The organism is Nocardioides aquaticus (assembly GCF_018459925.1).
Lineage (GTDB): Bacteria > Actinomycetota > Actinomycetes > Propionibacteriales > Nocardioidaceae > Nocardioides > Nocardioides aquaticus.
On record NZ_CP075371.1, the window covers coordinates 3,630,674 to 3,645,547 of the forward strand.

11 protein-coding genes and 3 pseudogenes are annotated in these 14,874 nt (G+C 67.6%); 5 read left to right on the forward strand and 9 right to left on the reverse strand.

The genetic code is table 11. From position 1 onward, the window contains the following. Window positions 1–129 precede the first annotated feature (129 nt). Window positions 130–1,185 (forward strand): IS110 family RNA-guided transposase, encoded by a 1,056-nt coding sequence (locus ENKNEFLB_RS17635; protein WP_214056566.1) that lies wholly within the window; start codon window positions 130–132, stop codon window positions 1,183–1,185. 3 nt (window positions 1,186–1,188) lie between these two features. On the opposite strand, the pseudogene ENKNEFLB_RS17640 reads toward ENKNEFLB_RS17635, so the two are convergent. Together ENKNEFLB_RS17640 and ENKNEFLB_RS17645 are read right to left on the reverse strand one after the other, a co-directional pair. Further along, window positions 1,189–2,166, reverse strand: a pseudogene (locus tag ENKNEFLB_RS17640) (IS3 family transposase); the annotation flags it as partial. Window positions 2,167–2,557: 391 nt separating this feature from the next. Further along, window positions 2,558–3,717, reverse strand: a pseudogene (locus ENKNEFLB_RS17645) (IS3 family transposase). 342 nt (window positions 3,718–4,059) lie between these two features. On the opposite strand from ENKNEFLB_RS17645, the pseudogene ENKNEFLB_RS17650 reads away from it, so the two are divergent. Further along, window positions 4,060–4,427 (forward strand): annotated as a pseudogene (locus ENKNEFLB_RS17650) (transposase); the annotation flags it as partial. Between the two features lie 489 nt (window positions 4,428–4,916). On the opposite strand, the gene ENKNEFLB_RS17655 reads toward ENKNEFLB_RS17650, so the two are convergent. Beyond that, window positions 4,917–5,423 carry a MarR family winged helix-turn-helix transcriptional regulator gene (locus ENKNEFLB_RS17655; protein ID WP_246535642.1) on the reverse strand — a complete coding sequence of 169 codons (507 nt, stop codon included), beginning with the start codon at window positions 5,421–5,423 and terminating at the stop codon, window positions 4,917–4,919. Window positions 5,424–5,579: 156 nt separating this feature from the next. Between ENKNEFLB_RS17655 and ENKNEFLB_RS17660 the strand changes: the two genes are divergently transcribed. The 3 genes from ENKNEFLB_RS17660 to ENKNEFLB_RS17670 all read left to right on the forward strand — a co-directional run bounded on the left by ENKNEFLB_RS17660 (window position 5,580) and on the right by ENKNEFLB_RS17670 (window position 9,325). Continuing rightward, window positions 5,580–8,105 (forward strand): molybdopterin oxidoreductase family protein, encoded by a 2,526-nt coding sequence (locus ENKNEFLB_RS17660; RefSeq protein WP_246535643.1) that lies wholly within the window; start codon window positions 5,580–5,582, stop codon window positions 8,103–8,105. After that, window positions 8,105–8,569: a hypothetical protein gene (locus tag ENKNEFLB_RS17665; protein ID WP_214056569.1), complete on the forward strand. Its 465-nt coding sequence runs from the start codon at window positions 8,105–8,107 to the stop codon at window positions 8,567–8,569. The genes ENKNEFLB_RS17660 and ENKNEFLB_RS17665 overlap by 1 nt, the downstream gene beginning before the upstream one ends. 69 nt (window positions 8,570–8,638) lie before the next feature. Next, the gene (locus ENKNEFLB_RS17670) at window positions 8,639–9,325 is read left to right on the forward strand and encodes a ZIP family metal transporter (RefSeq protein WP_214056570.1); all 687 of its coding nucleotides are present in this window, start codon (window positions 8,639–8,641) and stop codon (window positions 9,323–9,325) included. A 331-nt stretch (window positions 9,326–9,656) separates the two neighbouring features. Here the strand turns inward: ENKNEFLB_RS17670 and ENKNEFLB_RS17675 are convergent, their stop codons facing one another. From ENKNEFLB_RS17675 to narH, 6 genes are all read right to left on the reverse strand, one after another. Beyond that, window positions 9,657–10,877, reverse strand: a complete 1,221-nt coding sequence (locus ENKNEFLB_RS17675) for a globin domain-containing protein (protein WP_214056571.1) — start codon at window positions 10,875–10,877, stop codon at window positions 9,657–9,659. A 94-nt stretch (window positions 10,878–10,971) separates the two neighbouring features. Beyond that, entirely contained in the window at window positions 10,972–11,307 is a 336-nt protein-coding gene (locus tag ENKNEFLB_RS17680) for a cupin domain-containing protein (RefSeq protein WP_214056572.1), read from the reverse strand. Window positions 11,308–11,316: 9 nt separating this feature from the next. After that, window positions 11,317–11,805, reverse strand: a complete 489-nt coding sequence (locus ENKNEFLB_RS17685) for a hemerythrin domain-containing protein (RefSeq protein WP_214056573.1) — start codon at window positions 11,803–11,805, stop codon at window positions 11,317–11,319. Beyond that, window positions 11,805–12,533 carry a respiratory nitrate reductase subunit gamma gene (narI, locus tag ENKNEFLB_RS17690; protein WP_214056574.1) on the reverse strand — a complete coding sequence of 243 codons (729 nt, stop codon included), beginning with the start codon at window positions 12,531–12,533 and terminating at the stop codon, window positions 11,805–11,807. The genes ENKNEFLB_RS17685 and narI overlap by 1 nt, the downstream gene beginning before the upstream one ends. Then, window positions 12,530–13,228 carry a nitrate reductase molybdenum cofactor assembly chaperone gene (narJ, locus tag ENKNEFLB_RS17695; RefSeq protein ID WP_214056575.1) on the reverse strand — a complete coding sequence of 233 codons (699 nt, stop codon included), beginning with the start codon at window positions 13,226–13,228 and terminating at the stop codon, window positions 12,530–12,532. The genes narI and narJ overlap by 4 nt, the downstream gene beginning before the upstream one ends. Then, a complete protein-coding gene (gene narH, locus ENKNEFLB_RS17700; RefSeq protein ID WP_214056576.1) occupies window positions 13,225–14,874 on the reverse strand; it encodes a nitrate reductase subunit beta in 1,650 nt (549 codons plus the stop codon). The genes narJ and narH overlap by 4 nt, the downstream gene beginning before the upstream one ends.

Here is a 14,874-nt window from a genome sequence, read left to right on the forward strand (position 1 = left end):
GAGATATGTCCGTCAGCCGCACCGCCGACCTCGATGGCTTGATTAGGAGCTTGTCCCTTCGGGTGACCCATCACAGTCCTGCCTCACCTCTCGGCGGAGTCCTATCCGCCGAACCAAGAGGAGCAAGGCATGGCACTCGCAGACCTCGTCGATCACATCATCGGCGTCGACCCCGATCGCGACCGGATCACCGCCGCAGTCGTATGCGCCAAGACCCAGGGCGAACTCGCGTCACGAATCTTCCCAACGACTGCCCGCGGCTACGGCCAAGCGTTGCGCTGGGCGGAGGCCTCCACGACCCCGGGCCGCCGGGCCTGGTCCATCGAGTCGACCGGAAGCTACGGCGCCGGCCTGGCCGCGGCTCTGGCGGTCAAGGGTGAGTTCGTCATCGAGTTCGACCACCCCAGCACCCGGCCGTCGAAGGATGGTGCGAAGTCAGACTCCCTCGACGCCGTGCGTGCAGCACGCGAGATCCTGGGCCGCAAGACATGGGCGACTCCGCGTTCGCGCGGCACCCGGGAAGGACTGCGGACGCTCATTACCGCACGTGACAGCGCGAAACTCGCTCGCGTCGCCGCGATCAACGTCCTGAAGGCTCTGGTCGTCACAGCGCCCGTCGACCTGCGCGAGGAACTACGTGGCCGCCCGCTCATGGAGCTGGTCGGGCGTTGCCAACGGCTACGTCCTGACACCGCGACCGACCCCGAGCACGCAGCCACAAAGCTGTCGCTGCGCAGCACCGCAACCCGAGTCCGACAGCTCACCGACGAGTGCCGCGAACTCGAGCTGGCGATGACCCCGCTCGTCCGCTCGATGGCACCCGATCTCCTAGACGAGCCTGGCATCGGCGTGCTCATGGCCGCACAGATCTTGGTGTCGTGGTCCCATCCCGGCCGCTGCCGCGATGAGGCTGCCTTCGCCAGGCTCGGCGGTGTCGCTCCGCTCGAGGCAACCTCGGGTCAGACACAGACCCGGCACCGACTCTCACGCGGCGGTGATCGCCAGCTCAACCGGGCCCTGCACACCGCCATCCTGGCTCGTGCCAAGCACCACCAACCCACCAAGGACTACATCGGCCGCCGAATCACCGAAGGCAAGACCAAGCGCGAAGCGATGCGCTGCCTGAAGAGGTACTACGCCCGACACCTGTTCCGACTCCTCGAAGCAGCACCGATGACCACTTGACGCTGATAGGAGCATCTCCATCATCGCGTTGTCGAGGCCGTCGCCGACGCTGCCGAAGGACGGCATGAGCCCTGCGGAGCGGATCTTTTCGCCGAAGGCCCATGAGGTGAATTGGACTCCGTGGTCGGCGTGCACGATGCCGCCCGGGGCAAGGCGACGGTTGCGGATCGCCATGTCGAGGGCGTTGATCACTAGGGCGCTGTCCTGGCGGGAGTCGATCGACCAGCCCACGATCCGGCGGCTGTAGGCGTCCAGGACCGCAGCGCAGAAGACCTTGCCTTCACGGGTGGGATGTTCGGTGATGTCGGTGACCCTCCTCTCGTTGGGTGCGAGGCGGTGGAACTTGCGATGGACGAGGTCTGCGCTGGTGACGACGCCCTTGAGGCGCTTGATGCGCGCCGGGCCGGGCAGGCCGTAGATCCCCGCCTGCGTCATCAGCACCGAGATCAACCGGGAGCTGACTTGGACGTCCATCGCCATCGTGAGTTCGGCATGGACACGGCGGTAGCCGTAGGTGCCCCGTGAGGCGAGGTGCACCTCACCGATCAGGCCGGTCAGCCACTCTCGGCGCAGCTGGGTGGGCGAGGTCGGGCGGTCCTTGTAGCGGTAGTAGCCGGGGCTGGAGACCCCCAGCACTCGGCAGCACTGCTTGACCGGCAGGCCGGCGTCGACGAGGCGGTCGATCACCGGGTGAATCCTTTTGGGTGCGGCTTCTCCTCCGCGAGGAACTTCGAGGCTTGGCGGATGATGGCCAACTCAGTCTCGAGCTCGCGGATCCTCTTCCGAGCCGCACGGAGGGTCGGCTGACTCACTGGTGGCGACACCGTCGAGCTCGCCGCGGTCGATGCGGTCCTGGCGGACCCAGTTGTGCAGGCACCCGGCGCTGATGCCGAGCTCGTAGGCGACTTGCTTGGCCTGTTTGCCCGCACGCACGAGCGCGACGGCGCGGTGGCGAAACTCAGGTGGATAGGGACGGGGCACAGTGTCCAGCCTTCCAAGGAGGGCCTTCGACTCATCACTCAGTCGGGTAACCAACCCGGGGGGCACGTCACTGACGTGAGACCCCGAGGACCCGGCAGGCGACATCGACCGGTGTCCCGCCTGCAGCGAGCGCGTCGATCACCGGGTGGATCCTTTTGGGTGCGGCCGGGCCCCGCTGTCGGGATCGAGGAACGTCGCGGCGTGCCGGACGATCGCCAGCTCTGTCTCGAGCTCGCGGATCCGTTTGCGGGCTGCACGCAACTCGTCTGACTCGCTGGTGCTCACACCGGGTCGCTCGCCGCGATCGATGCGGTCCTGGTGGACCCAGCCGTGCACCCTGCGCTGATGCCGAGTTTGACCTGACCTACCGTTTGGGCTCCATCCGCGATGGCTAACTGACAGCGGGGATGGGGTCGTTTGCGGAGCGTAGTTCGTACTCGATCGGGGTGCGGTAGCCGAGCGCTGAATGCCGTCGCTGTCGGTTGTGGAAGATTTCGATGTAGTCGAAGATCGCGTTTGCTAGTTCGACCCGGGTCTTCCACTTCTTGCGGTTGAGAAGTTCGATCTGCATCGAGGACCAGAAGCTCTCCATCATGGCGTTGTCCAGGCCGTCGCCGACGGTGCCGAAGGAGGGCAGCAGGCCGGCGGAGCGGATCTTTTCGCCGAACACCCAGGAGGTGAACTGGGTGCCGTGGTCGGCGTGGACGATCCCGCCTGGCTCCGGGCGGCGGTTGCGGATCGCCATGTCGAGGGCGTTGACCACCAGGGTTGAGTCCTGGCGGGAGTCGATGGACCAGCCGACGATCCGGCGGCTGTGGGCGTCGAGTACCGCGGCACAGTAGAGCCACCCCTCCCTCGTGCGGTGCTGGGTGATGTCGGTGACCCACAGCTCGTTCGGCCTGATCCGGTGGAACTTTCTGTTCACCAGGTCATCGGCGGTCACGACGCCGCGTAGGCGCTTGACGCGTGCGGGGCCGGGCAGGCCGTAGATCCCTGCCTGGGTCATCAAGACCGAGACAGTTCGCTGACATACCTGGATCCCCATCGCCATCGTGAGCTCGGCGTGGATTCGCCGGTAGCCGTAGGTACCGCGCGAGGCGACGTGGACCTCGCGGATGAGGCCGGTCAGCCACTCGCGGCGCAGCTGCCTGGGTGTACGGGGAGTGCGCTTGTGCTTGTAGTAGGACTGCCGCGTGACCCCGAGGATCCGGCAGCACGTGTCGACCGGAGCCCCGGCGTCGACGAGTCGCTCGATCACCGGGTAGAGCCTTTTGGGCGGGGCTTGTCCTCGCCGAGGAACTTCGCTGCCTGCCGCACGATCCCCAACTCGGTCTCGAGCTCCTGGATCCGGCGACGAGCGGCCCGCAACTCAGCGGACTCGCTCGAGGGAACTCCGGGGCGGAGCCCGTTATCGATGTCGTCTTGGCGTAGCCACTTCGACAGTGTGACTGGATGGATGCCGAGCTCGACCGCGGTCTGCTTGGCCTGCTTGCCGGCCCGGATCAGCGCGATGGCGCGCGCCCGGAACTCCGGAGGATAGGGACGAGGCACAGCTGTCAGCCTTTCGTGAAGACTGTCAGCTAGCCACCGGATCTGGAACCCAAGCTGTAGGGCACGTCAACCTGTCACCTGATCGTGCAGCAGTCCCAACATACTCGGATTTCCTTGAACGGCTCGGGTGGATTGAGTTTCACGAGGGCCGCGGCGAACTCACCCCCGTAGGCCGAGCACTTTTAAAGGCGCTCAATAGTCCGAGCCTGGACGAGACCACAGCCGACGTGTTCGAGGTGGTGTTGAGCCCAGACAACCCCTTCGCTTACGCGCAAGCCCTCGGTGGGCTGACTTCCCAGCGCGTGAGAGTCGGTGCGTTTTTGGCTCACAGTGCGATTCATCGCCAGCGACGATCACGTGCAGGTGGAAGCAACTTGGTTGATTTATCAGCGCATGATCGGCGCCTACGCGAGCCCGACCGGGCCAAGGGCCGCGAGCTGATGGTCAAGCTCATCGAGACCGTGAGCACTGGCGTCCAAGCCGTGCTGACCGAGGTGATCACGCTGGGTCGGACGTTGAAGAAGCGCGCCGACGACGTCCTGGCCTACTTCGAGCGGCCCGGCACGTCGAACGGGCCGACCGAAGCGATCAACGGCCGGCTCGAGCACCTGCGCGGCTCAGCACTCGGGTTCCGCAACCTCACCAACTACATCGCCAGGAGCCTGCTCGAGTCCGGCGGCTTCAGACCCCGACTACACCCCGGATTGTGACGAGCCACTTAACCTCAATCCACCTACCGCGCGGCTGAATCGCCCCGGGTCAGACCACTAGGCCAACGGGGTTCCGTTGGGTGCAGGGCGGCGACTGTGGACCTGACGAGCGTGCCCTAATCCTCGCTGCTAGTCCGGCCGCTGAGGAAGTCCCGGAGCACCGACGTACGAGCTCCGCTGACCCGGCTCACCTGCTCTGCCCCGCCGCAGGTGAACAAGCCGATGTCGATCCAGTCCTCTCTCAGGTCGAGCACCCGCCACAACCCACCTGAGAGCTCCCACCTGCTGAGCACGTCGACCATCCCGCCTGATGGACCGGACTCCGGCCGACTGTGCCCACCTTCTTGCATCACCATCTGTATGCAGTCCTCCAAGGTCATGAGCCGCCCGATCAGAAAGGGCGCTCGGGGGTAGAGCGGCAGCCGTTGTAGTCCTCGTCTGGCCGTGTCCACCGAAGACGCGGTCGAGCAGCAGCGTCTGCAGCTCCCATCAGCGCTGCGCGCCGGGGGCGGGGGGGTCGAGGTCGTCTGCTACGCCGTCGCGCGCGACCCAGTCCTCGTCGGCGGCCTCGTGCGCGGCTCCGTTGAAAGCCCGGAGGGCGCTCACCGCCCCACGGGCATCTGCTGCCGACATCGTCTCCAGGATCGCGCGCACTTCCGTCCGGCGGTGGGAACGCACCGCTGCCAGGACGACCCCGCCACCTGTGGTGATCGAGATCTTCACCGACCGGGCGTCGGTGCTCGAGCGACGGCGCGAGACCAGCTCGAGACGTTGCAGGCGGTCGCAGACCCGGCTGGCGTTGGAGGCGTTGACGCCGAGCTCGTCGGCAAGGGCGTTCACCGACTGCTCGCCGCGCGAGGCCAGCAGGACCAGCACCCGATGCTGCACCAACGTCACCTCGACAGGAGCGGCATTGATCGACCGGACCGCGAGCGCGACCAACGCCCGGCCCGCGGTGATGAACTCGTCCACCACCTCGTCCAGCTGTGGATCCACCGGTACGCCGGTACCGCCGGAACCGCCTGGTTCGCTGGCGCCGGGGTCACGAGGTACAGGAGCTGCCACTTGTGCCGGCCTGCCTTCCGTGGTTTCTTTGCGGTACCGCAATGTTGCGCCTACGCAAACATTCACGCTAGTCGCGAGGAGAGTCAAGTGGCCGACAGGATCGCAGACATCTACGGGGACCCGACGCCACACGGCCGGGGAACTGTCTGGCCGGCACGCGTCGACTTGCACCTCGAGGACGGCGTAGTCGAGAGCGACGTCGACCGGTGGGTGCAGTCGGCGTGTCTGCTGTGCAGCAACGGGTGCGGGTGCGACATCGCCGTCAAGGACGGCCGCATGGTCGGCGTCCGAGGTCGCGCGACCGACGTGGTCAACCACGGTCGCCTGGGACCCAAGGGGTTGTACGGCAGCACCATCTGGGCCAGCTCCCCCGACCGACTCACCCGACCTCTCGTCCGCGAAGGAGGACGCCTGGTGGAGACCGACTGGGAGACTGCCATGGGACGGATCGTCGAGGTCTCGAAGAGACTCCTGGACGAGAAGGGGCCCCTCTCGCATGGCTTCTACACCAGCGGCCAACTCTTCCTCGAGGAGTACTACACCCAGGCGGTCATCGGCAAGGCGGGTCTCGGCACCCCTCACATGGACGGCAACACCCGCCTGTGTACGGCCACCAGCGCTGCCGCGTTCAAGGAGTCGTTCGGCGCCGACGGGCAACCGGGCTCCTACACGGACATCGAGCACTGCGACGCGATCTTCCTCTTCGGGCACAACATGGCCGAGACGCAGACCGTGCTCTGGACGCGGATCCTGGACCGCACCCGAGGTGACGACCCGCCGCGAATCGTGTGCGTCGACCCCCGCCGCACCCTGGTGGCCCGTGAGGCCGAGCGAACCGGAGGCGTGCACCTGGCTCCCCGCGTAGGCACCAACATGGCCCTGATGAACGGCCTCACCCGCGAACTCTTCGTCAACGGGTGGGTCGACCACTCATGGGTGGACGAGCACACCATCGGCCTCGACGACCTGCGCTCGGTCGTCGAGCCCTACACCGTCGAGCACGTGGCCGAGATCTGCGACATCGACGGCGAGCACCTGCGACGCGCCGCCCGGATCTTCGGGGAGAGCACCGGTGTGCTGTCCACAGTCCTCCAGGGGTTCTACCAGTCCCACCAGGCGACGGCCGCCTCGGTCGCGGTGCACAACCTGCACCTGCTGCGCGGCATGCTCGGGCGTCCCGGCGCCGGGGTCCTGCAGATGAACGGCCAGCCCACCGCTCAGAACAACCGTGAATGCGGAGCCGACGGCGACTTCCCGGGGTTCCGCAACTGGAACAACCCCCACCACGTCGACGAGCTCGCCACCACCTGGAACGTCGACCCGCTGCAGATCCCGCACTGGGCTCCACCTACCCATGCGATGCAGATCTTCCGATACGCCGAGACCGGCGCGGTCGGTCTCCTATGGATCTCTGCCACCAACCCGGCCGTCTCGATGCCGCAGAGCGGACGGATACGCAAGATCCTTGCCGGGGAGCAGTGCTTCGTCGTCGTCCAGGACCTCTTCCTGACCGAGACGGCCGAGCTCGCCGACGTCGTCCTACCCGCCGCGGGGTGGGGAGAGAAGACCGGATGCTTCACCAACGTCAACCGTACCGTCCACTTGTCCGAGAAAGCTGTGGACCCACCCGGTGAAGCGCGCAGCGACCTCGACATCTTCCTCGCCTACTCCGACGCGATGGGCTTCACCGACAAGGACGGGTCTCCTCTGATTACATGGCGCACACCGGAGGAGGCCTTCGACGCATGGAGGTCCGTGACCGCAGGCCGACCGGTCGACTACACCGGCCTCAGCTACGACAAGCTCCGTGGACCATCGGGCATCCCCTGGCCCGTCAACGACCAGCATCCCGAGGGCACCGACCGGTTGTACGCAGACGGCGTCTTCCCCACCGACACCGACTACTGCGAGACCTACGGCCACGACCTGATCACCGGCGGCACCGTCACCGAATCCGAGCACCGAGCCCTGGCGCCAGCTGGACGCGCCTTCCTCAAGGGCGCGCCGTACACGCCACCACACGAGGAACCGTCGCAGGAGTTCCCGCTGCGGTACACGACCGGGCGCACTGCCTACCAGTTCCACACCCGCACCAAGACCGGCAGGTCCCGGTCGCTGAACGCCGCCGCCCCGGATGCCTGGGTCGAGCTCTCGGCCGCCGACGCCGACCGCCTCGCCATCACCGAGGGCGACTGGGTGAGGGTGGAGTCGCCCCGGGGCGCCATCGAGGTCCGCGCCCGGGTCGGGCAGGTGATGGAGGGCGCGGTGTTCGCGCCCTTCCACTACGGCCACTTCGACCCCGGCGGGGACACGACCGACGCGGACCACCGGCTGGCGAACGAGCTCACCATGACGGTGTGGGACCCGGTCTCCAAGCAGCCCTACTTCAAGACCGCAGCATGCCGCGTCACCAAGACCCGCGACGGTGACGGGCCCGCCCCGGCACCGACCACGACCGCATCTGCACCGGCCCCGTCCAGGAATGGCCAACAGGTGCCGACCACCACCGGCGGCGCACCGACCAGCAGCACGGTCCTCCCCGACACCCCGCGCTACATCCTCGACCCGAGCCAGGCCACGGGGTCCGACGACGCCGTCCCAGGGAGGTCGTGATGCCGCACCTCAGCACCTACGTCGGCCTGGCCGACCACAGCGAGAAGACCCTCGCTGACTCCTTCCGCGCCGTCGCAACAGGGCACGGCGCCGAGGTCGACGTCTTCCACACCTGCCAGATGCTCGCCGAGTGGAGCGACGAGCACCGTCGAAGGCTTCTCCCGGCCGTCGAACGCTACGGCGAGGACGACAGCGTGGCCGAGCCCGAACGGCTCCACGCCAACGGGCTCGCCGAGGTCCGCACGGGACCGGTCGGGCTGCTCCGTGACCTGCAGGACCTCCACGTGCTTGCGACCCTGGTCCAGACGACATGGACCGTCGTGGCTCAGGCCGCCCAAGGGGTACGTGATCGCGAGCTGCTGGACGTCGCGACCTCGTCGAACGCGGAGACGTCACGACAGCTGACGTGGCTCAACACCCGCATGAAAGCCGCCGCGCCACAGGCGCTCATCGTCGACCCATGAGCATTCTCACCCGCCCTAAACACACCCACTTGTCCGCCTGCACGACGCTCCTTCGCCGAGGTGACTGAGGTGCTGCAGACGGCCATCTACGCCTGCGGCGCATCGCTCCCGCTGCTGCTCGGCGCGCTCGTGGGCGTGCGTTGGCGCCCACCGCGGCACCTGATCGCGACCGCTCTGGCCTACGCCGCAGGCGCACTGATCGCCTCAGTGTCGTTCGAGCTATTCGAGCCCGCTTACCAGGACGGCGGCCCCCTGCGAACCGGTGCGTGGTTCGCAGCAGGTGCCCTGCTCTTCGTGAGCGCCGACTATGCGCTCAGTCGCAAGTCAGCGGGTAACCCCGCTGGTTGGGCGCTGCTGGCCGGGGTGACGCTGGACGGCATCCCGGAGAACACGGCTCTCGGCGTTTCATTGGCCAGCTCCGCAAGTGTCGCGCTCCTCGTAGCCGTCTTCGTCAGCAACTTTCCGGAAGCACTCGCCGGCGCAGTGACCATGCGCAGCAGGGGACGAAGCGCGAGATCGGTGGTGGCGCTGTGGGCGGGCGCCACCGTCTTGCTCGCGGCCGCCGTCGTCGCCGGCCGCTTGGCCTTCGCCGGCGCCTCACCCGCAACCCTCGCCGGACCCCTCGCATTCGCTGCCGGGGCGGTGCTCACCTCGGTCGTCGACACCCTGGCTCCTGAGGCGTTCGGCAAGGGCGGGCCCTGGATCGCGTTGGCGAGCGCTGCCGGGTTCGCGACTGGATACGTCCTAAGCCTGTGACCCAGCATCGGCGTCCGCTAGGAACAGTCCGACTCCACACATGGTCGGCGATCGGCAGTTTGCGCTGTGGCGAGCAACCCACCGCACGCACTACACACCGCGAGCCTCGCACCTCTCTACGAGTGGACAGCTGGCGCCCGCAGCTCTAGGTGGCGGGCTCCTGACAATGCCGTTGGAGCGCGGAGACGTCGCCCTCCAACGAGGCAGCGGTGCGAGAAACATCGACGAAACAGCCCTAGTCCCGTCGTGTTTCATCTGCGGTCTGGGTCGCACGGCACTCTGTCACCACCGGTCAGTCGCCACCCGTCGCCGCAGCAGTGCTGCTCTCGACTCAAGTCGGCGCTTGTTCAGTTGCACCATCGGCCTGCCACAGGTCGGGGCCGAACACCTCGTACTGGATGTCGTGCGCCGCCACTCCGCGCCCCAGCAGCGCGGACCGTATGGCTTTCATGAATGGCAGCGGACCGCACAAGTAGTAGATCGCCGTCTTGGGCAGCGACACCTCGTCCAGGTCGAGAAGGCCGGCGTGCACGCCGTCGACCGGCAAGGTGCTCTCGGAGTCGTGCTCGAACCAGACATGCACCGCGGCGTTCGACAGCGCCTCGACGTCGGAGAGGACCTGGTGCCGAAGAGCGAACGACCGCTCGTCGGTGTCGGCGTGCAGCAGCAGGATCGGCAAGGACGATCCAGCCGCGACCAGGTGGGACAGCATCCCCGCCATCGGGCTGATGCCCGTGCCAGCGCTGAGGAAGACCAGCGGTCGACCGGAGTCGTCAAGAACCACGTTGCCGAACGGCAGGGACATGGTGACGGTGTCCCCCAGGTCGACGGAGTCGTGCAACAGGTTCGAGACCTCGCCGTCGGGGAGGTCCGCGCCGTGCACACGCTTGACCGAGAACTGACGGTGCTCGCCGTCGTCCGCGCGGGTGAGGCTGTATTGACGAGGCTGGTGGAGGCCGTCCGGCATCAGCATCTTGACGGAGACGTACTGGCCGGGCAGGGAGGTCTTGACCAGGCGGTCGTCCTTGCGGTGGACGACGAAGGTCACCACGTCGTCGGTCTCGTGCCGCTTCTCCACCACCTCCCAGTCGCGCCACACTGTCTCCGGCCGCACTCCTCGGGCGCTGTAGAGGCCACGCTCCTGACTGGTCAGCAGCTCCGCCATCAGCCAGTACACCTCGTCCCAGCCGGCGGCGACCTCCGGGGTGACGGCGTCACCCAGGACGTCGGCGATCGCCCAGAGGAGGTGGTCGTGGACGACCTGGTACTGGTCGGGGCGCAGACCGAGGGACACGTGCTTGTGGGAGATCCGCATCAGCAGCTGCTCAGGAAGCTGGTCCTGCAGGGCCGCGGTCGCGAAGGCGGCCACCGATCCTGCGAGCGCCACCTGTTGGGCGCCCTGTGCCTGGTTGCCGCGGTTGAACAACCCGTCCATTAACTCCGGCCGGGCCGTGAACATGTGGGCGTAGAAGCGGCGAGCGATCTCCTCGATGTTGTCAGCTACGGCCGGCAACGTCGCCTCGACAACGGCACGAGTGGGTTCAGAGAGCATGGGATTCTCCTGGTGGTGCGACGGATGAGGCGTGTCATCGGGCGGTTAGTGGCGGGCTGCGGTCTCCTACCACCGCTCCTCGACCTGCGCCGGCTCAGCCGATTGCCTTGCCGACCGTGAGCAGGACCGCGGAGTCCTCGACGGCCTCCAGCGAGTGGCGTGAGTCCGGGATGGACATCAGGTCGCCCGGCGATCCGTTCCAGCGCGTCTGCCCCGCGATGAGTGTCACGCGGCCGTGGAGGACCTGGAGGGTGGCGTCGCCCGGGCTCTCGTGCTCGTCGAGTCCGCTGCCCGCACGCAGGGCGATCAAGGTCTGGCGCAGGACGTGCTCGTGGCCGCCGTAGATCGTGTGAGCGCTGCGGCCGCTGGTGGCGGCCACGGCGTTCACCATGTGGTGGCGGACCAGGGCGGTCAGTGATTCCTTCTGCATAGGTGCTCCTCAGGTCGGTGGTCGTGGGTGGGTGCCGGTGTCGTGCAGGAAGCTCGGCGAGTCCTCGTGTGCGGCCTCGACCACGGCCCATCCGGTGGCGCCGAGAGTGACGACGGAGACCGGGAAGATCCCCAGGTCCTCCCGCTCGACGTGCACGCCCAGGTCGTCCAGGAGGCTCCGCACGCGGTCCGCGAACCCCGGGGTGCCCGGGGCGAGCGCGGCGACCTCGACCGAGAAGTCCCGGTGCTCGCCCTCGAGGGCGTCGATCTCGTCGACGAACTCGCCCGAGGAGCGGATGGCGCGGAAGATGCCGGCCTCCTCCCGGGCCATGTGGCGGTCCAGGCCGGTGACGAGGTCACGCAGGCGTGCCATCGCCGCGGCATCGTCCCCGGCGCCCAGGTCCTGCCGGACGAGGTGGGCTTGCTCCATCAGGGCGGTGTGCTCGTCCATGAGCTCGGCGATGGCGGGGACCTCGCGGCAGCCGCAGTACTCGCACATCAGCCGACCCGGTCCCAGCCGCGGCGCGGGCGGTGGCTGCCGAGTCGGCTGTCATCGCGGGAGCGGTAGACGATGTAGGGGCGGGTCAGGTAGCCCAGCGGCGCGCTGAAGACGTGCACGAGTCGGGTGAAGGGCCACAGCGCGAACAGTCCGAAGGCGACCAGGGCGTGCAGCTGGAAGCCCAGGGGCGCGGCCGCCATCAGGTCGGCGTCGGGCTGGAAGGCCAGGAAGGAGCGGAACCAGACCGAGACGCCCTCGCGGTAGTTGTACTCGCCGCCGATGGTCAGGATCGAGCCGGCGATGGTGTTCCACATCCCCAGCACGATCGCTACGGCCAGGAACGCGTACATGACCTTGTCCATCACGGTGGTCGCTGAGAAGACCGGGCCGACGGTGCGTCGGCGGTAGATGAGAATCACCAGCCCCACCACGGTCGCGATGCCGGCCAGCATGCCGCCGCCGACCGCGGCGACGTGGTAGAGGTGCTCGCCCACGCCGACGGCCTCGGTCCACGACTGCGGGATGAGCAGCCCGATCACGTGCCCGCCGATGACGCCGAGCATGCCGAAGTGGAACAGCGGGCTGCCGATGCGCAGCAGGCGGTTCTCGTACAGCTGCGAGGACCTGGTGGTCCACCCGAACTTGTCGTAGCGGTAGCGCCACCAGTGCCCGACGACGAACGTCGTGAGGCACACGTAGGGGAACACCAAGAAGAGGAACTCGTTCATGTCCGGGCTCCTGGGAAGGACGGCATCGGCAGGAGGGTCGTGCTGCTCGAGGCGCCCGGGCTGAACTGGGGGCTGGCGAAGGGCGCCAGTCCCACCTCCTCCTCGGGCGGTCCCTCGACGGCCAGGCGTCGTACGGCGTCCCGCTCCTCGCCGCGCAAGGTCGGCAGCGTCGCGGTCACTGCGTCGATCAGGCTGAACCAGGGCGAGGACATGTCGCGCAGGGAGAGTCGCAGCAGCTCCAGCCCGGCCCGGTGGTCGAGCATCAAGTCGCGTCCGGCCGTGCGGTCGATCGTGGCGGCGAACTCCAGGACGACGCAGAGGTGGTCGGGGAGCTCCTTGTCGTCGAGCTCGAACCCGGCGCTGAGGTAGGTCTGCTTGAAGCGCAGCAGCGCCATCCCCCGCTTGCGGGTGTCGCCGTGCGCGAAGTAGGTCAGGAAGAGGTTGCAGCGCCGTCGGTTGTCGAAGGTCTCGACGTAGTCGGCCTGCAGCTCGGCGAGCGGGGTGGAGGTGAGCTTCTCCAGGAAGTCCCGGATCGGGTCGCCGACCGCGGCCGGCAGCACCAGGGAGGCGGAGCGGACCATGTCGGCGTGGGCGAGGACCGTCTCGTCGGGGTAGTCCAGGAGCAGGGAGACCGACTGCCAGGCGACGGTCAGCTGCTCGGGTGCCAGCGCGGGCCGGCCGCGTCGGGTGCTCACGTGTCCCGTCCCTTCGGCGGGAACATGCCGGGCGGTGAGCCCTTGCCGTCCCAGTTCAGCAGGTTGACCCGGCTGCCCTTGTCCTCCGGACCCGCCATCGAGTCGGAGGTCTGGCGGTCCTGCAGCACCCGGAAGTTCTCGACCGCGAGCGGGGTGGGTGCGCCGGATCCCTCGCCGAAGAGGTCCTGCTGGCCGCCGCCGTATTCGGAGACCGAGCACTCGGTGGTCAGCTCCTCCAGGGAGTGCGCCTGCTCGGCGTGCGCCGGCGGGATCACGTAGCGCTCGTCGTACTTCGCGATCGCCAGGAGGCGGTACATGTCGTACATCTCCTCCTCGCTCATCCCCACCGCGGCGGGGATGGAGGCGTCGGGCTCGCGGCCCATGTTGATGTCGCGCATGTAGCACCGCATGGCGGCGAGCTTCTTCAGCACCGCGTCGACCGGCTCGACCTCTCCGGCCGTGAACAGCTCGGCGAGGTACTCCACCGGGATGCGCAGCGCGTCGATGGCCGCGAACAGGTTGCCCTTGTCCTCGGCGTCCTCACCGGTCTCCTGGACAACGTCGACGACCGGCGACAGCGGCGGGATGTACCAGACCATCGGCATGGTGCGGTACTCCGGATGCAGCGGCAGGGCGACCTTGTAGGTGTTGATCAGGGCGTAGATCGGGGAGCGCTGTGCGGCGAGGATCCAGTCGCGGGCGATGCCGGCCTTCTCGGCCTCCCGGATCACCTCGGGGTCGGAGGGGTCGAGGAAGACCTCGCGCTGGGCCTCGTACAGGCCCTGGTCGTCCTCGGTGGAGGCCGCCTCGAGCACCTTGTCGGCGTCGTAGAGCATCAGGCCGATGTAGCGCAGCCGGCCCACGCAAGTCTCGGCGCAGACGGTCGGCAGGCCGACCTCGATCCGCGGGAAGCAGAACGTGCACTTCTCGGCCTTGCCGGTGCGGTGGTTGAAGTAGATCTTCTTGTACGGGCAGCCCGAGACGCACTTGCGCCAGCCGCGGCACTTGTCCTGGTCGACCAGGACGATGCCGTCCTCCTCGCGCTTGTAGATCGCGCCGCTGGGGCAGGATGCGGCGCAGGAAGGGTTCAGGCAGTGCTCGCAGATCCGGGGCAGGTAGAACATGAAGGTCTGCTCGAACTCGAACTTCACCTTCTCCGCGATCTTGGCCAGCATCGGGTCGCGGTGCGCGGTCTCGGTGGACCCGCCCAGGTCGTCGTCCCAGTTGGCCGACCACTCGATCTTCATGTCCTTGCCGCTGATCAGCGACTTCGGCCGGGCCACCGGGGTGTGCTCCTGGGCCGGGGCGTCGGTGAGCGTGGAGTAGTCGTAGGTCCAGGGCTCGTAGTACTCACCGATGGAGGGCAGCTTGGGGTTGGAGAAGATGGTCATCAGGTTCTTGAACCGGCCACCGGCCTTCAGCTTCATCCGCCCGCGCTTGTCGAGCTCCCAGCCGCCCTTCCACCGCTCCTGGTCCTCGTAGGTGCGCGGGTAGCCCAGGCCGGGCCTGGTCTCGACGTTGTTGAACCAGATGTACTCGGTGCCGGCGCGGTTGGTCCACGCCTGCTTGCAGGTGACCGAGCAGGTGTGGCACCCGATGCACTTGTCGAGGTTCATCACCATGGCCATCTGTGCCATGACCCTCAT

Coding starts and splice junctions, on each gene's coding strand:
- ENKNEFLB_RS17635 (WP_214056566.1), top strand. CDS start 130: ATGGCACTCGCAGACCTCGTCGATCACATCATCGGCGTCGACCCCGAT.
- ENKNEFLB_RS17665 (WP_214056569.1), top strand. CDS start 8,105: ATGCCGCACCTCAGCACCTACGTCGGCCTGGCCGACCACAGCGAGAAG.
- ENKNEFLB_RS17675 (WP_214056571.1), bottom strand. CDS start 10,877: ATGCTCTCTGAACCCACTCGTGCCGTTGTCGAGGCGACGTTGCCGGCC.
- ENKNEFLB_RS17680 (WP_214056572.1), bottom strand. CDS start 11,307: ATGCAGAAGGAATCACTGACCGCCCTGGTCCGCCACCACATGGTGAAC.
- ENKNEFLB_RS17685 (WP_214056573.1), bottom strand. CDS start 11,805: ATGTGCGAGTACTGCGGCTGCCGCGAGGTCCCCGCCATCGCCGAGCTC.
- narI (WP_214056574.1), bottom strand. CDS start 12,533: ATGAACGAGTTCCTCTTCTTGGTGTTCCCCTACGTGTGCCTCACGACG.
- narH (WP_214056576.1), bottom strand. CDS start 14,874: ATGAGGGTCATGGCACAGATGGCCATGGTGATGAACCTCGACAAGTGC.